Genomic DNA, 19,028 nt, shown 5'->3' on the forward strand with positions numbered 1-19,028 from the left:
TGTTTATAATGAATAGGATTAAAAAAATTCATGTATATAGAGGGATGACGGATGAGCTTAGTTAAATATGAGATTTTAACAAAGGTGGCAGAGGTAGCAAGCTTTACAAAAGCAGCGGATGCACTAGGACTAACGCAGTCTGCTGTGAGCCATGCCGTGTCTAGTTTAGAAAAAGAATTTGGCTTTGCTCTCATTCATCGAAGTCGTGCAGGTGTAACACTGACGAGTGAGGGGCAGACCATGCTAAGGGCGATGCGTCAGGTTCTGGATGCCCAGGAATTATTGCAGCAGGAAGCGGCCCATATACTGGGTGTAACACGCGGGAAAGTTCGAATTGGCGTTATTTCAAGTATTTCCTCGAATTGGATGCCAGAAATTGTTCGTATTATGGATCATCAATTTCCAGGGATACAAGTAGAGTTACGAGAGGGAGATTATTACGAAATTGAACAATGGCTGCTAAGTGGGGAAGTCGAAGTAGGATTCTTGAATGGTCAAAAATCAGAGCAATATCAATTTATGGAATTACAACAAGACCCTTTATTATGTATTGTTTCAGATAAAAGCCCTTTATTTCATAAGACAGAAATTGATATTGTTGACCTAGAAGATATGCCTTTTATCATGACTTCCTATAAAGGGACAAATGATGTAAAGGTACTGTTGGAGCAATATCATGTAAAGCCCCATATTCGCTTTGAGCTTTCTGAGGAGGTAGGGATTCTTTCAATGATTTCCCATCATTTGGGCATTAGTATTTTGCCTCAATTGGTCATTCAACATTTACCATCAACGTTAAAAGCAATCCCGCTAAAGCAAGGAGGCTACCGTACCATTGGAATTGCGATGAAGCACCATGCTTCCCCTGTTACCAAGAAATTTGCGGAAATATTAAGTGCTTGGTTAAAAGAGCAAAATAGTACGCTATGATTGTGGCTATTGAAGCACATCCTTACATTACGTTAAAATAGTATTTGTATATATTGTAGAAAATAGGTGAGTGTATGGGGACATTACAAGGCAAAACCGTACTCATTACAAGTGGGGGAACACTTGAAAAATGGGATCGTGTACGAGGGCACACGAATTTATCAAAAGGGACAATGGGCTGTTATTTAGCAGAGGCCGCATTGGCTAAGGGTGCGAATGTAATATATATGCATGGCTACTTTGCACAGCTTCCAGCAAACCACGACAAAATGACATTGGTAAAATTTGAAGGTATTGAGGATTTAGGAGAAAAGGTACGTCATGCGGTTCAGCTACAACAAGTCGATATTGTCATTATGGCTGCTGCTGGCTCCGATTGGGTTATTGACAAGGTCTATGATCAATCCGGTAATTTAATGGAGGAAGCGGGGAAAATGCCTTCTGACGAACCACCTATTATCCATTTTAAAAAGGCACCAAAAGTATTAGGGCAAATCAAGGGCTGGCAACCGAATGTAACGCTAGTAGGCTTTAAGCTAGAAGCTACAAATGATGAGGATTTTTTACTCGCTCGTGCAAGACTGCGTATGGAAGCCGCGCATGCTCAATTTATGGTTGCAAATAGCTCGCAGTCTTTATATGGCGGGGATGAGCCTCATTGGATCGTGCCTGCTGAGGGACAACCAATTAAGGTGATGGGCAAGCAACAGACAGCGCAAACTTTAATGGAATGTTTACATGGGGAATAACGTGATGAACTGTGGAGAAGGTCATACTTCTACACAGTTTTTTTCTTTGCCATTGTGGTTAGATAGACTGACATAGCATACAATACGATAGGATTATGAGTGAATTGTAACAGTGAGGATGCTATTACAAAGTATTCAACTAGGTTTTCTAATATTTTATATTGACATTCGGATAACAGAATTATAGAATTATTTTCAAGAAACGCAGTACTCTTATCAAGAGAGGTGGAGGGACTTGGCCCCATGAAGCCTCGGCAACCGAGAAGATAGGTGCCAAATCCAACAGATGGTGTCTGAGAGATAGGAGGGGCTATCAATCGGTTTGATGCGTTGGCCTCTTTTGTACAACTAGGAGAATAAAGAGGGGGTGTATCGTATGGCTCAATCGGCAAAGGTAGATGATAAAAAATTAGAGGCAATTGCTAAGGCAATTCAAAATCTTGAATTTGGTGAAGTGAATATTACGATTCAAGATGGTGTGATTGTGCAAATTAATAGGCTTGAAAAGCAGAGATTTCCACAGAAGAAATAATGCTCATTTCAGTTGAACGATGTGAAAAGGCCACCAATAAGCATGGTTTCCATTGCTTACAAGTGGCTCTTTTTTATGGAAATTAGCTATAAAAGCTTTTTGGAATTGGACCGATATGACGACGATGATAGAGAAGGGGTTCTTTTTGAGAATTTGTAATGTCTAGCACTTGCCCAATAAAAATAGTATGATCGCCTGCATCTATTTGCTGAAATGATTTACATTGTAAAATAGCTGCTGTATCATGTAAAATCGGTAGCCCAAAAGTAGAAGTAGACCATTTAGCTTGAGCAAAGCGATCCGGGACTTTACTTGCAAATAATGTACATAAATGCTCTTGATTACTCGCTAAAATATTGACAGCGAATTTTTCCGCACCCATAAAGTAAGAATGGAGCTGAGATTTTTTATCAAGTGACCATAAAATAAGTAGTGGGTCAATGGAAACAGATGCAAAAGAATTGACTGTTAAGCCAATTGGATTCGTTTCATGACATGCTGTCACAACCGTTACACCTGTAGGATAGTTACCTAATGCCAATTTAAAAGCAGCTACTTGATCTGTCATTCAAATCACCTCTTTATAGTTAGTCATAAATTAGTTAACGGAGTTAGTAGGTAAATTGCACTTTTTTTCATACCATATAGTAACTCCTTTTCTTAAGTAAATTTTAAATCAATTAAACATCCAGGTAAAGCTAATGGGGGAAAGAAAGGGGAATTGCCATGACTTTATATTTTGATCATCTGGTACATCAAGTAGAATCACCAGAAAATATAAAGGTTTTCTTCAATAAACGAAATGTCCGTACAGTGAACGGTGGTCAACACACGATGTGGGGGACTTATAATACGCTAAGCTATTTTGGCTTAAGCTATATTGAACAAATCGCTATTTATGATCGTGATTTATTTGAGCAAGCGGCTCTGTACCCTTATTCCCTACATTATACGTTTAAACGTGATCGTGAGCGCCAAGGATTTTCACGAATTGCCTTGCGCACCAAAAATATTGAAGACGAGGGTCAACGATTGCGTGCATTGGGCTTTGAAGTATATGGTCCCGATGCTTGTAGCCGAACAATACCAGATGGCACGACACTAGAATGGAAGCTATTGCATTTTGGCATGCCCAACCTTTCATTGGATTTTCCATTCTTAATTGAATGGGCAGATGAAGATGAGGAACGTTTGGCACAATTAAAAGCTAGTGGTGCAATCGATGAAAACCAAGCCATCACAATGGAATCTATTCAGTTTTTTGTCAAGGATGTGGAGGAGACGGTTCAGCTTTGGCAAAAGGTATTACAGCTACCCGATTCCGAGCAGCATGAGCAATTTGTGTCACTACAGCTACCAAATATGCGCTTGGATTTTTATGAGGAGACGGCAGCATCTGCCATGACGTTAGGGCATTTAAAAGAAGGACCCATCGGTGTAACATTGAAAGATCCACACCGAACAAAGGAAACATTAGTTTGTCCAGGTGCTTTTTATTGGATTAATAGATAAATTAAAAATCCACTTCAATTGTTGAAGTGGATTTTTATGTGCAAACATGTCAAAAAGCGGATTGAGCACTATTCATCTACCTCATCCACTTTCAATTTTGGAGCTTATAATTTTACAACATTTGATGCCTGGGGTCCTCGATTGCCTTCCACAACATCAAATGACACCTTCTGACCTTCTTCAAGTGTACGGAAGCCTTCCTCCTGGATGCCCGTAAAATGTACAAATACATCTTCTCCATCATCACATTCAATAAAGCCATAACCCTTTTCATTATTGAACCACTTTACGATCCCCTGTTGCATAAGCATTCGCCTCCAATGCGCTTGAATGTAAAATAAAGTTAACTAAGTTGTGCTATCATTGAGAAAATGTGAAAAATTGCATTTTCTCTTAGAACATACATGAATTGAACAAAGATGTCAATTGATTGTCGAAATGCTTGTGTATCTGGCTTTCTTTTTTTTCACAATTAAGACTATAATGGAAATGAACAACATAGAAAGTAGGATGCCAAATGACAACGAAAAATCAACCATTATCAGATTTAGAAATCGCTAGTCAAGCAGTAATCAAACCGATTACGGAAATTGCCAATGCTGCGGGTATTCCAGAGGATGCTCTTGAGCAGTATGGACGCTACAAAGCAAAAATTGATCCTTTAAAAATTACAGCGCAGGGTGAGGACGCAAAGGTTGTGCTAGTTTCAGCTATTAGTCCAACACCAGCAGGTGAAGGGAAGTCGACGGTTACTGTAGGACTAGCAGATGCTCTTCATCAATTAAATAAGAAAGTAATGGTCGCTTTACGGGAACCGTCATTGGGTCCAGTTATGGGCGTAAAAGGCGGGGCAACTGGCGGCGGCTACGCACAGGTTGTACCAATGGAGGATATTAATTTACATTTCACTGGTGACCTTCATGCGATTACAACAGCCAACAACGCTTTATCCGCATTCATTGATAATCATATCCATCAAGGAAATGCATTAAACATTGATCCACGACGCATTATTTGGAAGCGTGTGATGGACTTAAATGATCGTGCCCTTCGTAAAGTGGTTGTGGGATTAGGTGGCCCTGTTCAGGGCATGCCGCGCGAGGACGGCTTTGATATTACAGTGGCCTCCGAAATTATGGCGGTGTTCTGTTTAGCGACAAGTATTGAGGATTTACGTGAACGCATAGCTAGCATTGTGGTTGGCTATACATTTGAGCGTGAGCCTGTCTTTGTACGTGATTTACAAGTAGAAGGTGCCTTAACATTATTATTGAAAGATGCCTTCAAGCCAAACTTAGTTCAAACATTAGAAGGAACACCAGCTATTATACATGGTGGTCCATTTGCTAATATTGCCCACGGCTGTAATTCCATTATGGCGACACAAACTGCTCGCAAGCTAGCGGACATTGTCGTAACAGAAGCGGGCTTTGGCTCCGATTTAGGTGCTGAAAAATTTATGAATATTAAAGCACGTAAAGCGGGCTTTAAACCAAGTGCAGTCGTTATCGTAGCAACGATTCGTGCCTTAAAAATGCATGGTGGTGTACCGAAAACGGCACTTGTTGACGAAAATGTGAATGCCCTGCTACAAGGAATTGAAAACTTAGCTAAGCATGTTGATACGGTACGTACATTTGGTGTTGAACCGATTATTGCGTTAAATCGTTTTATTACAGACTCAGAGGCGGAGCTAGAGGCTGTTCTGAACTGGTGTCAGGAAAATCAAGTTCGTATTTCCCGTACAAATGTCTGGGAAGAGGGCGGGAAAGGCGGATTAGCGCTAGCTGAACAAGTATTAGCTGTGCTTGAAGAAGAAAACAACTTCTCTCCTTTATATGATGTAACGGAGTCCATTGAAGAAAAAGTGCGTACGATTGTGCAAAAGGTATATGGCGGAAAAGATGTACAATTTACAGATCAAGCCAAAAAACAAATTGCTCAAATCGAAAAATTCGGCTGGGACTCTCTGCCAGTTTGTATGGCGAAAACACAGTATTCTTTATCCGACCAACCAAGTTTACTCGGTCGACCAGAAGGCTTTACGATCACAATTCGTGAAGTTATTCCAAAGCTTGGTGCAGGCTTCCTAGTTTGTCTGACAGGCGATATTATGACCATGCCAGGACTACCTAAAACTCCAGCTGCCCTTCGCATGAATGTCGATAATGAAGGCCATGCGGTAGGATTATTCTAATATCTTCTTTAAAGCTGCCCAACTTAAATGGGCAGCTTTTTTTAATGGATAAAGGGGAAAACTTGGTTCCTAGATGATCTCTGCATAATTTGGAAGAGAACTACTATTTATTTTCCGCACGACTCATCGTCTATCTATAATTCAGGCATGGCATAAATGTGAAATTTTAGTTGATTTCTTCATCCGCTGCATGATTGAAAATTCATAAAAGTTAATTTTTTAAAAAAATTTTAAGATTCTAGTGAAAACTAGGATCTTTTTTATGTTCCAAAAAATCATGAGAACTTTCCTTATATAAATGTGTTTGGTATTTTTTATCAATAGTTCTCTGATTTTGGAAAGATAGAGCGGATTTTTACAACGCAGATTAATTGTCAAATGAATTTTTATTTAAAAAATACATTGAATTTTCTTTTTCTTTTAAATATAATTTACTTAATTCTAATTCGGAACACTGTTCCGATAATAGGAACATGGAGGGATGCAGTCTTGAAAATCGCAACAGATATTGGCGGTACTTTTACCGACTTAGTTTTCACAGATGAAAAAGGAAATCTTCATTTTGATAAGGGACATACAACACCTGGTCACTTTGAGGATGGCATATTAAATGTATTAGGACGACATGTTACAGAAGAATCTCTGATTGAATCATTTATTCATGGTTCAACGGTTATTATCAATACATTAACGGAAAGAAAAGGGGGCGTAGTTGGGTTAATTACAACTAAAGGCTTCCGTGACGTCATAGAAATTGCACGTGGGAATCGACCGGACTTATATAACTTTAAATATAAAAAGCCACAACCATTTGTAGAACGTTACTTACGACAGGAAATGGATGAACGCATCGATTTTAAAGGAAATATTATGAAAGCGCTTAACACCGAAGAAGTCGATGAAATCGTTCGTAAATTTAAAAAATTGGGTGTTGAGGCGATTGCCATTTCATTCATTCACGGCTATAAAAACCCTATTCATGAACAACAGCTAAAAGAGGAAATTTTAAAAATTTGGCCTGAGGTGTATATCACACTTTCAAGTGAAACCATTAAAGAATATCGTGAGTATGAAAGAACGAATACAACGGTGTTGAATTCTTATGTAAAGCCGATTGCCCATGCCTATTTAAAAAGCTTAAAAGAAAAATTAAGTACGATCGGTATTACAGACCATTTAAAAATTATGCAATCAAATGGTGGGACGACAAGCTTTGATAAAGCAATGGAGCTACCGATCAATTTAGTGGAATCTGGTCCTGTTGCGGGGATGTTTGGGGCAGCCAAATTAGGGCAGCTACTCAATGAATCGAATATTATTGCGTTCGATGTTGGTGGGACGACGGCAAAATGCTCCCTTATTACAGATGGCAAAGTAAATGTGACAACAGATTACTATATCGAAAGAAATGAAAAATTTGCGGGTTATCCAATTAAAACGCCTGTAGTGGATATTGTTGAAATCGGTAATGGCGGTGGCTCCATCGCACGTGTAGATCCATTTGGCTCGTTAAAGGTTGGTCCAGATTCTGCTGGTGCAAACCCAGGGCCAGTGGCATATGGCTTAGGCAATACACAGCCGACGATTACCGATGCAAATGTGTATTTAGGAAGATTATCATTAGAAAACTTTGATAATCCAGTATCCATTGACAAAGTAGAGGAGGCTCTTGTGGAAGCCATTGCGAAACCGTTTAATGTAACGGCAGAAGAAGCGGCTCAAGGTATTTTAGATATTGCGAACTCTAATATGTTAAATGCACTGAAGTTGATTTCGATTCGTAAAGGCTATGATCCAGAAGACTTCACAATGGTAGCATTCGGTGGTGGTGGCCCACTACATGCGATTAACCTAGCAGAAGAATTAGGTATGAAAAAAGTGATTATTCCATATGGTTCTTCCGTCTTTTCAGCATTAGGTATGATGATGACAGAATACCGACAAGATTATATTCAAACAAGTTTAATGGGCTTTGATGCCAACCATCTTGCGGCAATTCAAGAAAATATTGATCAGGCGATTGCCAATGCCTATGCGGATGCCCCTTTATCAAAGGATCATTATTATTTTGAGATTAATTATGATTTACGATACAAAGGACAAGAGCATGCAGTGAAATTGAACGCATCGACTAGCACGATTACAGAAGAGGGGCTACGCGAATTAGCGGAGGCTTTCCATGTTAAACATAAACAAGAGTTTTCATTTGATTTACCAGCTACGCCCATTGAGTTAGTCAATTTACATCTTACAATCTACGGAAAAGATGAGGCAGTTCAGTTTAAGGAACTAGACTTCTCACAGGTCGACGCTTCCACATGTATCAAAGCACAGCGTAATTTATATGTGAAGGGAACAGGTTGGGTAGAGGTCAATGTCTACGATCAACAAAAGCTCGTACCAGGTTATGTCATTGCAGGTCCTGCTATTGTGGAAAATCCAACATCTACGGTCGTAATCAATGACAAGCAATCCATTGAAATTGATAAATATGGCAATTTGATTGTAGAGATGGAGGGGAAATAAAACATGAAAAAAGACGTTTTTGCAGTAGAAATTATTCAAGATTCATTGCTAGCCATAGGGGACGAAATGTTTGTGGCTCTAGCACGTTCATCCATGAGCCCAGTTATTTATGAAGTATTAGACTACGCTTGTGGTTTAACGGATGCCAAAGGTAATTTAATTAGCCAAGGGAATGGTGTCACAAGCTTTATTGGGATGCTAAGTCCAATGGTGCAACGTGTTATTGAAAAATTCGATAATGGAAAGTTGCATGAAGGCGATGTCATTATTATTAACGACCCATATGTTGGGGGTGGATCGCATTTATCGGATGTGGGCTTAGTATTACCGATTTTTTATAAAGGTGAAATTATTGCTTACTCTGCCAATAAAGCACACTGGACAGAGGTAGGGGGGATGGACCCAGGTTCGTTTACAAGTAATTCTAATGAAATCTATCAGGAAGGTTTACAGCTACCGGGTGTCAAACTTTATCATAAAGGGGAGTTGAACGAGGCGGTCTATGAAATTATAGCAACGAACGTTCGTTTACCAGAGCTTTCAATTGGCGATATGTTTGCACAAGTGGCAGCCTTAAAAACAGGTGAAAAACGCATTGCAGAGCTTTGTCAGAAGTTTGGTGCTGAATCGGTGAAATTGTCCATTCAAAGATTATTGGACAAGGGGGAGAAAATTGTAGAGCTTGAGCTTCAACATTTACCAAAAGGTGGATTTTATGCGGAAGACTTTATTGAAGGGGATCCATTAAAGGGCGGACCCTATCCAATTAAAGTGAAAGTAACGATTAGTGATGAAGAATTTATTTGTGATTTTAGAGGCTCGCATCCTGCGGTCAATGTGCCAGTGAACTGTTCACAATTTGGTTTAATGGCAAGTGTGCGCGTTATGTTCTTAGCTTTACTTGGCGATATTGATGTAATTAACGAGGGTGTCTTTAAACGCTTAACGATTATCACAGATGAAAATTCGATTGTTTCCGCTAAACGTCCACATCCTGTATCCATGAACTTTGAGGCGCGTATTGGGGCTGCGGATTTAATTTGGAAAGCTCTTGCACCGCATTTGCCAGAAAGATTATCGGCAGGGCATTTACAGTCCGTTTGTACATTTATCTTAACAGGTAAAAACCCTGAAAATGATGAGTCGTTCCTAATTGTTGAACCATCTGTTGGTGGTTGGGGAGCAGCAAATGATGAGGATGGTCAAAGTGGGCAATACTGCATGGGAGATGGTGAAACCTATAACCTTCCTGTGGAAATTGCAGAAACAAAATACGGTATTCAAATTGACGAATATAGTTTAAACTGCGATGGTGCTGGTGTCGGTCAATTTAGGGGTGGCTTAGGTGTACGTCGTGTCTATACAGTCAATCATGATGGTCAAAAGGTTTCTGTGAACCTAGGCAGACATCAATTTGCGCCATTCGGTTTAAATGGTGGTGGGGAAGGCTCTCACAACTATTTAATCGTTCATAAAAAGGATGGAACGAAGGTTGGACCAGTAGGTGTACTTGCCAATTATGAATTGCAAAAAGGAGACCGTATTGAGCTTGTTACAGCAACTGGCGGTGGTTACGGCAATCCATTAGAAAGAAGCACGGAAGCCATTGAACGTGATTTATTAAATGAATATATTTCTGAAGAAGTGGCGAGAAAGCAATACGCTTATCAAAACGCTTAAGGGAGAAATAAATGACTGTCAAGACATTAAAAAACTCATTGGATATACTAGAATGCTTTGCTACGACAGAAAACGCATTAGGTGTTCGTGAAATTTCACGCATGATGAAGTTGCCGACAAGTGTTGTGCAAAGAACCATTAATACATTTACAGAAGCGGGTTATTTAATACAGGATGAATACACTAAAAAATATAAATTAGGTTACAAAATGTACCTTTTTTATGATGTGCTATCGAATTCAAAAGACCCACACTCGACCATTTATGAATTAATGCAAAATCTTGCTAGTGAAATGAATGAATCAGTATTTCTTACTTATATGGACAATGAATATGGTGTCACAACAAAAATAGCCGAAAGCAATAAAAATGTAAAGTATGCGGTGTCTTTAGGAACGAAGACACCCCTTTACATCGGTGCCTCCTGTAAGGTGATGTTTGCCTATTTAGAGGAGAACAGACAGCTCGAATTAATAGCCTTCTTTCAAGAGGAACAATCGAAAGAAGAACATAAGTCCTACCTTGAATCATTAAAGGGAGAGCTGCAGCAAATCCGTCGCAACAACTGGTGTGGAACGGTTGGGGAGTATAATGAACATGCATTTGGCATTAGTGTACCATTATTTAACTATAAAAAAGAAATCATCGCATCTCTTACAATTTCTGGTTTGGTATATGATTTAAATGATCAAAGGGAGAAATATATGCTTGAACAGTTAGTGAAAGTAGCTCAGCAAATACAATCACACATTTCAAAACTATAACAACAATAGGGGAGCTGTCACTATGAATAATAAAGTATTACATCCTAGGGCTTTAGAGCCTGTAACGTTACTAATGATTGTCTTAACATCTGTCGTTGGGGCTATTATTGGGATTCAACTGATTACAACTTTAGGGATTTCTGCTAATACATCGATCGTTGGGGCAATATTTGCGATGATTCTCGGAAGAATACCAATAGGAAAGCTCATTGCATTCAAATCCGTGCACAGACAAAATATTATTCAAACGGCGATTTCATCTGCTACATTTAGTGCAGCAAGTAGCTTAATGCTGCCAATCGGTATTCCATACGTTTTAGGTTATGAAAATTTAGTTTTACCATTATTTATCGGTGTTATTTTAGCGATGTTTGTTGATGCTTTATTATTATATAAATTTTTTGATACAAAGATTTTCCCGGCAGCAGGTACTTGGCCACCAGGGATTGCAACTGCTGAAGCTATTAAAGCTGGCGATAAAGGCGGTAAAAATGCAAAGGTATTAGTTGGTGGTGTATTAATCGGTATCGTGGGAGCTGTTCTTAAAATTCCAATGTCAGCTTTTGGGGTGGCGTTCATCGGCAATATTTGGGCGCTGACGATGTTTGGAATTGGTCTTTTACTAAGAGGCTATTCTGTTCAATTATTTAATGTTGATTTAAATGCCTATTATATTCCACATGGTATTATGATTGGTGCCGGAATTGTGGCTCTTTTCCAAGTAGCATTTACATTAATGAATAAACGCTCTGCTAAAAAGTCAGAAGAATTAAGCTATTCAAAAGATGCTAAAGAAATTCGCCAAGGTTTTGGTGTAGGTTTTATTGCTTATTTAGTCATTGCATTATTAATCGCCCTTTTAGGCGGAATAATTACACATATGTCATTCGGTATGTTAATAGGCTTCATCATTTTCGCAACAATTGCAGCATTTGTCCATGAGCTAATCGTTGGTATTGCAGCGATGCATGCAGGTTGGTTCCCAGCATTTGCAGTGGCATTTATTACACTAATTGTTGGTATTTTAATAGGTTTCCCAGCACCAGCACTTGCTTTATTAGCAGGCTATAGTGCCGCTACGGGGGTAGCATTTGCCGATATGGGCTATGATTTGAAAACAGGTTTCATTTTACGTGGAAATGGTAGTGACCCAGCTTTAGAAAAAGAAGGACGCAAGCAGCAAATGATTGCGGGTATGTTAGCCTTCTCGATTTCAGCAGTAGTTGTTCTACTTTCCTATAAATCTTATTTTGCACAAGGTTTAGTAGCACCTGTGAATCATGTCTATGCAGCGACAATTCAATCAGGTGTTACAGGCGATGTAGCGAAACAATTAATGATTTGGGCGATTCCTGGTGCATTGATTCAATTAATAGGTGGTTCAAAACGACAAATGGGTATCCTGTTTGCTACTGGTTTATTACTGATTAACCCGATTGCTGGTTGGGCTGTATTAGTGGGTATCTTGCTTCGTGTTATTTTCACGTATATGACGAAAGGCAAGAGAGAATCTGAAATGACGGTCTTTGCAGCGGGTGTCATTGCTGGAGATGCGTTGTATAGCTTCTTCTCTTCTATTCTAAAAATAGGGAAATAGAAAGGAGTAAGGAAATGGTAAAAGTATTATCATATGAGGATGGGATTGCTGCAGTTTATGGAGGAGCAATCCTTGGTGGTGGCGGAGGTGGTCTCCTAGAGGAAGGGCTCAAGCTAGTGGAGGAAATCTTTGCTGCTGGGACACCTCAATTAATGGATATCTCTGAATTAAATCATGAGGACTTAGTGGCATGTGTAGCAATGGTCGGCGCACCATCAGCAGCCGATCAATACATTTCTAGCGAGCAGCTTTGTTGGAGCTACCATAGTATGAATCACTATTGCGATCAACGTCTGAAGGGCATCATTACGAATGAAAATGGTGCCAATACGACGATTAATGGCTGGTTACAGTCGGTCCTATTAAATGTCCCAGTCGTTGACGCTCCTTGTAATGGACGAGCACATCCGACAGGTATTATGGGTTCTTTAAATCTACATGAACAATCAAATTATCAATCCGTACAATTTTACGCAGGAGGAAAAGCTCATTTTGCAGTTCAAGGTTTTGTGGAAGGAACTTTACACAATACGGCAAAAACAGCACGCCAAGCCTCTATTTTAGCGGGTGGGCTTGTAGGCGTAACAAGAAATCCAGTGACGATTGACTATCTACAGAAGCATGGTGCACCAAATGCCATCACAATGGCCATTGAGCTTGGCTATGGCTTTTTAAAGGGACAAACTTTTGAAGAAAAATTAGCTCATGTTTTACAGCAATTGAATGGGGTACACATCGTTTCAGGTACAGTAAAGAGATATTCATTAACGAAGGAAAATGGCTTTGATGTTGGGAAATTAGCAGTTGGTGATTATCACCTAACTTTCTGGAATGAATATATGACGTTATCGAAGGAAGGACAGGTGCAATCGAAATTTCCAGATCTCATTATGACATTCGATATCGAAAAAATGATTCCTGTGCCAAGCGCAAGTATTCAAGAGGGGATGCATGTAGCAGTTATCCACGTAGACCAAGCTAATTTGAAATTAAGTTCAACGATGCAAAATGAAGCCCTTTTACAGGAGATTGATGCAATCATTCAAGACGTACTGTAAAGAAAAAAGACAAAACAGTAAAAGCTGCCATCATCTACTTGATTGTAAGATGGGCAGCTTTTATTTGTCCTTCAGCGGGAGGGTCATACTTTTTATCAAAATTGTTCCTACTTCCTTTATCGCTTCATACATTTATGGCTTACATGTTTTTCATTCTAATGAGCACAACTCATTGAACATGGTGTTCACAAGCTGTAAACAAGGATCGTGCACGATTTTCATTAATGGGAGGAGCTACGTTCATACATACTCAAATAATTGACTAGAAGAAGGTAACAACCATTAATAAAAAACAATTCACTTTTGCTACATCTAGTGAAATCCTTTTGGTCATGCATCAAACTAACTTGTTGTTCATATTTTTTGGCATGTACATATGGCTATGCGGGTTAAACAAAGAATTTCTAAGGGAAAGTGTTCACTTTTATTTGTTTAGATGATTGGTTTTCAATACGCACGTCATCTTTAAAACAGGTTATTCAATTGTAAGCCCGCTGAAGTTGATGTTCCATTTGTCAAACACATAGCTGTTGTACACGACTAAAAAAATATGAGATACAGAACAAATAGATTGTTCTGTACGTTTATCATATAATATTCAGAAAAATTTGTCAATTGAAATGGTGTTGTTTTTTTATTTTACTACATTACCTTTTACTCGAAAAAGTACAGTATAATCTTATAGGAAAGGAATGAGAGTACATGATGGATCATTTAATGAATAAAGTACGTGAAGTATATGCACAATTTGATGCTAGTCATGATTTTCAACATATTGAACGCGTTTATCAAAACGCATTAGCTATCTTACATACCGAGCCTACAGCAGATGTTGAGGTGGTCAAAATAGCGGTGCTTTTGCATGATGTTAGTGACAAAAAGTATACTGATAGCAAGGAACAGGAAGAACAGCTTATTGCAGAGTTACCTGTTAGCGAGGAAAAAAAGCGGCATATTCGAGACTGTATCGCACAAGTGTCGTTTAATGGTGGAAATGAGCTAGAAGCAACCTCATTGGAAGCAAAAATTGTTCGAGATGCTGATCGTTTAGATGCGATTGGGGCTATTGGCATCGCTAGAACATTTGCTTACGGTGGAGCAAAAGGTCGCAAGCTATATGATAAGGACGAAGACGCACGTACAAATATGTCTGAGTCAGAATATCGTCAAAAAAATACTGCATCTGTTACGCATTTTTATGAGAAATTACTACTACTAAAAGATTTAATGGTGACAGAAAAGGGCAAGCAAATGGCCTTAGAGCGTCATCAATTTATGGAAAGCTTTTTAAAGCAATTACAGCACGAAATCGGTCAATAGCACAAAGAACCGCCTTTCATTAGAAGGGCGGTTCTTGTTCATTCGGGTATTTCTTTCGTAACACCAAAATTGTGAAGAATGCGTTCAGTATGACAAAATAAAAGACTTCTATCGCAAATAGCATTTTCGTTTTCACATCGATGGCCGTATCATTTTCTGTGACAGCATCGAATTGGCTAATAGCAAAAGCAAATTGCAGCAAGAATATACCACAAGCTAATGATAGAAAATTGAGTAAGGTAAATATAATTTTCCCCTTCAGTACACTGCTTTTTTTTACATTTTTTTCTAAAATAAACACAGTGTTGGCAATATATAAAACTAAATTTATGACGACTGCAAGCTCCATAAAAAATTCCCCTTAAAAAATAGGATAGTTGTTGTTGACATAACCCTTTTATTGTAATGAATTATTTGCAATTTTCTTAATAAAATCGGCCGTACTTGATAGACAATGTATTTTTGATCCGATGGGAAACCAGAAATAAAACCTTTATTTTTTATGATTATATCCATGGCATATTTGTCTTTTATAAAGATTCTCACTTGTCGATCATCATTTTCACTAAAAATATATAAAAAAAGCACCTACCATCAAAGTAGGTAGAACGACAACGAGTCGGGAAATTTTCATCATGTTACTCTTCTAAAAATGGATTGGAATATTATGTTACACTAATGTTTTTGTTATCTCAAACGGTAATTTTTACCATTGTAGTACATCAGCATAAAAATGCAATAAGTGGCTATAAAGGGCCTTATACATTTTAGCGTGATAGATTAGAGGAATCCATGGAAAATAGATGATCTTACTAGCGTAAATGCTTCTCAAATAATAATCAGGTCTTCTGGGGAAGTGCGCCAATTGCTGAAAGCCGAAAGTATGTAGGAAAGCTCTAATATGAAAATCAGTTATTCCTATTCTAAACCACAGGACATAGAACAAGGAATCATCAAGCTTTGTTAACTTACACACCCATATTTACAGGACAATCACCCAATGTAAGTACGGGTTGTTGTTCTTTGTTTACCTGTCAAATGATGTTATGATGAATAATGGATATCAATAATCGTCTACATAAAAATCGTGTGGGCATGAACAATACCTAACATGAAAGAGATGGAATAGTGGAATGAGTCATTTAATCGTACAAAATCTAACCAAAACGGTGGGCGATAAAACGCTTTTTCAAAATATTGAATTTACCATTTATGAAGGAGAGCGAGCAGGCTTAATCGGTATTAATGGAACGGGCAAATCAACCCTGTTATCCATTTTAGCTGGAGATATAGAAGCAGATATGATGACAGTCGATCGTCCGAATAAATACCGTGTTGCCTATTTGCCACAGGAGCCGACATTTAATGCTGGAGAAACGGTTTTACAGGCTGTCTTTGCAGGCGATTCACCGATTTTACAACTCAATCGCCAATATGAAGATACAGTAGCTGCACTAGCTGTCAACCCAACATCCGAAAGCTTACAAAAGACATTGTTTAGTCTGCAACAGCGCATGGATGAAGAGCAGGCATGGGATGTTAATGCCCTTGCGAAAACGGCATTAACGAAGCTAGGTATCGAAACATTCGATAAAGAGGTGTTAACGCTATCAGGTGGTCAGCAAAAACGAGTTGCCTTAGCCAAAGTGTTAATTGAGCCTGCAGATCTTTATTTATTGGATGAGCCTACCAACCATTTAGATGTGGAGTCAACGGAGTGGCTTCAAGAAATGGTGCTACGTCTAAAGGGTGCAGTCATTTTCATCACCCATGATCGTTATTTCCTCGATGAATTATCGACACATATTTACGAGCTTGCAGATCAAACGTTGTATCGTCATACAGGAAATTATGGTGATTATTTAGAGTCACGTGCTATTCGTGAGGAAATGAAGGCTGCCTCTGCCCAAAAGGATCGCAATCGTTATCGTTCAGAGTTGAAATGGATTCGTCGTGGTGCGAAGGCACGTTCAACTAAGCAAAAAGCGCGTATTCAACGCTTTGAAAAGCTGGAGGATAACCTAGAGCGCAAATCAGAGGATGTTTCATTGGAATTGGGCCTTGCAACTACACGCCTTGGTCGAAAAGTACTGGAGGCTGAAAATATTTCGAAAGCCTTCGGACAGCAAAAAATTCTTGAACACTTTTCATTTTTACTACAGCAGGGGGACCGAATCGGTATTATTGGTGCGAATGGTGTAGGAAAATCAACTTTATTGAACATGCTGGCAGGGGAGCTAACACCCGATCAAGGTGAAATTCTTGTAGGGTCAACAGTGAAGCTGGCACATTTCAAGCAAACATTGCCGAAAATGAATGAAAATGAGCGTATGATTGAATATATACGTGAGGCTTCTAATGATATTACCGATGCAGAGGGCGTTCGCTATTCAGCGGCTCAAATGTTAGAGCGCTTTTTATTCCCGCTGCACGCACATGGTACACCAATTGGAAAATTATCTGGTGGTGAGCGCAAACGTCTTCATTTATTACGTTTATTAATGGAGCAACCAAATGTTTTATTACTTGATGAGCCAACCAATGACCTGGATATTGAAACATTGGGTGTGTTAGAGGATTTCATTGAGCATTTCCCTGGCGTTGTCATCACGATTTCCCATGACCGTTTCTTCCTAGACCGAATTGCGAAAAAGTTATGGATATTGGATGGACAAGGACAGGTAGAGGAAACGCTGGATCTATACAGTGAGTATTTAGAGAAGCGCGAGCAGGCAGCTACTGTCAAAGCAGAGGCGCCAAAAGTCGAAAAGGCAAAGACCGAAAAGCCAAAATCAGACAAGAAAAAGCTATCGTTTAAAGAGCAAAAGGAATGGGAAACGATTGCAGATGACATTGAAAAGACGGAAACAGCCATTATGGAGACCGAAGACGGAATCGCGAATGCGGGCTCAGATTTTACGAAATTACAGGAATTAACAGCTAAGTTGGATGAGCTAAATGCTCACTATGAGCATCTGATTGAAAGATGGTCTTATTTAGATGAAATTGTCAACGGATAAGGAGCGATAGACATGAAGATTATTACAATTGAACCGACGCCAAGTCCCAATTCGATGAAGATTGTCGTTGATACAGAGCTACCGTTCGGGAAAAGCTATAATTTTACAAAGGATAATAAAGACGAGGCAACTGGCGAGGCTGCAGCCATTTTAGCTATTGAAGGGGTAAAGGGCGTTTACCACGTAGCCGATTTCTTTGCTGTTGAGCGTAATGCCAAATATGCATGGGAAGGTATTCTCGCAAGCATTCGTCAAGTGTTAGGGGAAGATGTTCAAACACAGGATGAAACCGTTGTAGCCAATGAATTTTATGGTGAGGTTTATGTGCATGTACAGTTTTACAAGCAGGTGCCACTACAAGTAAAAGCTTTTGATAATCAGCGCGAACATCGTGTTAGCTGTGGCGACCGCTTTGTTGATGCCTTTAATCAAATTATTGAGTCGGCAGTAGATGAAAACTATATTTTCCAACGCAAATGGATTGATTATGGTGTACGCTATGGCGAGCTTGAGGATATAGCAGAAACAGTCAAGCAGGAGATCGATGTCACGTATTCTGCGGAGCGTTTAGCAGAAATTGTCACAGCTATTAATAATGATGATGAAAAAGCAGCTATTAAAACAGCTAAAATAAAAGTGACAGTGGAGCAGTTCAATCAACCAGAATGGGAGAAACGCTTCCAGTTGCTCGACCAAATGGCTGATCCAGAGCTAGATGATTTACCATTACTTGATTTAGCCTTACAGGATGAACAGATGTCCATTCGTCGACTAGCGACTGTCTACTTAGGCATGATTGAAGATGTGGCTGTTGTGCCTTATTTAGAAAGAGCCTTACAGGATAAAAGTGCAGCAGTACGTCGAACAGCAGGCGACTGTATGAGTGATCTTGGCCTTGTAGAATTTGAAGAAGCCATGCAGCAAGCCTTGCAAGATAAAAACAAATTGGTTCGCTGGCGTGCAGCGATGTATTTATATGAGGTCGGCACGGAGCAATCTTTACCAGCACTAAAAGCGGCTGAGGATGATAAAGAATTCGAAGTGAAATTACAAGTGAAAATGGCTATTGCTCGTATCGAACAAGGTGAGGAAGCAAAAGGCTCGGTCTGGAAGCAAATGACCGAATCCCGTCAACAATAAACA

At 39.3% G+C, this 19,028-nt stretch carries 16 protein-coding genes and 1 riboswitch; of the genes, 13 read left to right on the forward strand and 3 right to left on the reverse strand.

Translation table 11 applies throughout. From position 1 onward, the window contains the following. The first annotated feature begins 51 nt into the window (after positions 1–51). The 3 genes from MHI04_RS08195 to MHI04_RS08205 all read left to right on the forward strand — a co-directional run bounded on the left by MHI04_RS08195 (position 52) and on the right by MHI04_RS08205 (position 2,211). The gene (locus MHI04_RS08195; protein WP_036123002.1) at positions 52–930 is read left to right on the forward strand and encodes a LysR family transcriptional regulator; all 879 of its coding nucleotides are present in this window, start codon (positions 52–54) and stop codon (positions 928–930) included. A 74-nt stretch (positions 931–1,004) separates the two neighbouring features. After that, positions 1,005–1,679 (forward strand): phosphopantothenoylcysteine decarboxylase, encoded by a 675-nt coding sequence (locus MHI04_RS08200; protein ID WP_141903010.1) that lies wholly within the window; start codon positions 1,005–1,007, stop codon positions 1,677–1,679. 210 nt (positions 1,680–1,889) lie between these two features. Beyond that, positions 1,890–1,986, forward strand: a riboswitch (SAM riboswitch). Positions 1,987–2,055: 69 nt separating this feature from the next. Then, a complete protein-coding gene (locus tag MHI04_RS08205) occupies positions 2,056–2,211 on the forward strand; it encodes a YezD family protein (protein WP_080717081.1) in 156 nt (51 codons plus the stop codon). A gap of 82 nt (positions 2,212–2,293) precedes the next feature. On the opposite strand, the gene MHI04_RS08210 is transcribed toward MHI04_RS08205, so the two are convergent. Beyond that, entirely contained in the window at positions 2,294–2,779 is a 486-nt protein-coding gene (locus tag MHI04_RS08210; RefSeq protein WP_036123007.1) for a flavin reductase family protein, read from the reverse strand. A 158-nt stretch (positions 2,780–2,937) separates the two neighbouring features. On the opposite strand from MHI04_RS08210, the gene MHI04_RS08215 reads away from it, so the two are divergent. Then, entirely contained in the window at positions 2,938–3,723 is a 786-nt protein-coding gene (locus MHI04_RS08215; RefSeq protein WP_342535510.1) for a VOC family protein, read from the forward strand. Between the two features lie 104 nt (positions 3,724–3,827). On the opposite strand, the gene MHI04_RS08220 is transcribed toward MHI04_RS08215, so the two are convergent. Continuing rightward, a complete protein-coding gene (locus MHI04_RS08220; protein WP_004269397.1) occupies positions 3,828–4,028 on the reverse strand; it encodes a cold-shock protein in 201 nt (66 codons plus the stop codon). A 212-nt stretch (positions 4,029–4,240) separates the two neighbouring features. On the opposite strand from MHI04_RS08220, the gene MHI04_RS08225 reads away from it, so the two are divergent. The 7 genes from MHI04_RS08225 (at position 4,241) to MHI04_RS08255 (ending at position 14,865) form a co-directional block, all read left to right on the forward strand. Further along, on the forward strand, positions 4,241–5,920 hold the full coding sequence (locus MHI04_RS08225; protein ID WP_101966834.1) for a formate--tetrahydrofolate ligase: 1,680 nt from the start codon (positions 4,241–4,243) through the stop codon (positions 5,918–5,920). A gap of 489 nt (positions 5,921–6,409) precedes the next feature. After that, positions 6,410–8,446 (forward strand): hydantoinase/oxoprolinase family protein, encoded by a 2,037-nt coding sequence (locus MHI04_RS08230; RefSeq protein ID WP_089932528.1) that lies wholly within the window; start codon positions 6,410–6,412, stop codon positions 8,444–8,446. A gap of 3 nt (positions 8,447–8,449) precedes the next feature. Next, positions 8,450–10,126 (forward strand): hydantoinase B/oxoprolinase family protein, encoded by a 1,677-nt coding sequence (locus tag MHI04_RS08235; RefSeq protein ID WP_101966833.1) that lies wholly within the window; start codon positions 8,450–8,452, stop codon positions 10,124–10,126. Between the two features lie 11 nt (positions 10,127–10,137). Next, complete coding sequence (locus MHI04_RS08240) at positions 10,138–10,890, forward strand: IclR family transcriptional regulator (protein WP_036123024.1); 753 nt, start codon at positions 10,138–10,140, stop codon at positions 10,888–10,890. Between the two features lie 22 nt (positions 10,891–10,912). Next, a complete protein-coding gene (locus tag MHI04_RS08245) occupies positions 10,913–12,487 on the forward strand; it encodes an OPT/YSL family transporter (protein WP_036123027.1) in 1,575 nt (524 codons plus the stop codon). Between the two features lie 14 nt (positions 12,488–12,501). Next, positions 12,502–13,545 carry a DUF917 family protein gene (locus MHI04_RS08250; protein WP_340808768.1) on the forward strand — a complete coding sequence of 348 codons (1,044 nt, stop codon included), beginning with the start codon at positions 12,502–12,504 and terminating at the stop codon, positions 13,543–13,545. A gap of 705 nt (positions 13,546–14,250) precedes the next feature. Then, a complete protein-coding gene (locus tag MHI04_RS08255) occupies positions 14,251–14,865 on the forward strand; it encodes an HD domain-containing protein (RefSeq protein ID WP_036121558.1) in 615 nt (204 codons plus the stop codon). A 19-nt stretch (positions 14,866–14,884) separates the two neighbouring features. Here the strand turns inward: MHI04_RS08255 and MHI04_RS08260 are convergent, their stop codons facing one another. Beyond that, on the reverse strand, positions 14,885–15,214 hold the full coding sequence (locus tag MHI04_RS08260) for a hypothetical protein (protein ID WP_249646005.1): 330 nt from the start codon (positions 15,212–15,214) through the stop codon (positions 14,885–14,887). 784 nt (positions 15,215–15,998) lie between these two features. Between MHI04_RS08260 and MHI04_RS08265 the strand changes: the two genes are divergently transcribed. Both MHI04_RS08265 and MHI04_RS08270 read left to right on the forward strand, forming a co-directional pair. Beyond that, positions 15,999–17,885: an ABC-F family ATP-binding cassette domain-containing protein gene (locus tag MHI04_RS08265; RefSeq protein WP_249646006.1), complete on the forward strand. Its 1,887-nt coding sequence runs from the start codon at positions 15,999–16,001 to the stop codon at positions 17,883–17,885. Between the two features lie 12 nt (positions 17,886–17,897). Then, positions 17,898–19,025, forward strand: coding sequence for a virulence factor (locus MHI04_RS08270; RefSeq protein ID WP_330493837.1), 1,128 nt, complete (start codon positions 17,898–17,900; stop codon positions 19,023–19,025). Positions 19,026–19,028 lie beyond the last annotated feature (3 nt).

Origin of the sequence: Lysinibacillus sp. FSL K6-1151 (assembly GCF_038630755.1) — a bacterium.
Lineage (GTDB): Bacteria > Bacillota > Bacilli > Bacillales_A > Planococcaceae > Lysinibacillus > Lysinibacillus fusiformis_D.

Bases quoted from the DNA above. Each gene is read 5' to 3' on its own strand.
- MHI04_RS08265 (WP_249646006.1), top strand. From the start codon at position 15,999: ATGAGTCATTTAATCGTACAAAATCTAACCAAAACGGTGGGCGATAAA.
- MHI04_RS08255 (WP_036121558.1), top strand. From the start codon at position 14,251: ATGGATCATTTAATGAATAAAGTACGTGAAGTATATGCACAATTTGAT.
- MHI04_RS08270 (WP_330493837.1), top strand. From the start codon at position 17,898: ATGAAGATTATTACAATTGAACCGACGCCAAGTCCCAATTCGATGAAG.
- MHI04_RS08245 (WP_036123027.1), top strand. From the start codon at position 10,913: ATGAATAATAAAGTATTACATCCTAGGGCTTTAGAGCCTGTAACGTTA.
- MHI04_RS08225 (WP_101966834.1), top strand. From the start codon at position 4,241: ATGACAACGAAAAATCAACCATTATCAGATTTAGAAATCGCTAGTCAA.
- MHI04_RS08195 (WP_036123002.1), top strand. From the start codon at position 52: ATGAGCTTAGTTAAATATGAGATTTTAACAAAGGTGGCAGAGGTAGCA.
- MHI04_RS08215 (WP_342535510.1), top strand. From the start codon at position 2,938: ATGACTTTATATTTTGATCATCTGGTACATCAAGTAGAATCACCAGAA.
- MHI04_RS08260 (WP_249646005.1), bottom strand. From the start codon at position 15,214: ATGGAGCTTGCAGTCGTCATAAATTTAGTTTTATATATTGCCAACACT.
- MHI04_RS08210 (WP_036123007.1), bottom strand. From the start codon at position 2,779: ATGACAGATCAAGTAGCTGCTTTTAAATTGGCATTAGGTAACTATCCT.
- MHI04_RS08205 (WP_080717081.1), top strand. From the start codon at position 2,056: ATGGCTCAATCGGCAAAGGTAGATGATAAAAAATTAGAGGCAATTGCT.
- MHI04_RS08220 (WP_004269397.1), bottom strand. From the start codon at position 4,028: ATGCAACAGGGGATCGTAAAGTGGTTCAATAATGAAAAGGGTTATGGC.
- MHI04_RS08240 (WP_036123024.1), top strand. From the start codon at position 10,138: ATGACTGTCAAGACATTAAAAAACTCATTGGATATACTAGAATGCTTT.
- MHI04_RS08250 (WP_340808768.1), top strand. From the start codon at position 12,502: ATGGTAAAAGTATTATCATATGAGGATGGGATTGCTGCAGTTTATGGA.
- MHI04_RS08200 (WP_141903010.1), top strand. From the start codon at position 1,005: ATGGGGACATTACAAGGCAAAACCGTACTCATTACAAGTGGGGGAACA.
- MHI04_RS08235 (WP_101966833.1), top strand. From the start codon at position 8,450: ATGAAAAAAGACGTTTTTGCAGTAGAAATTATTCAAGATTCATTGCTA.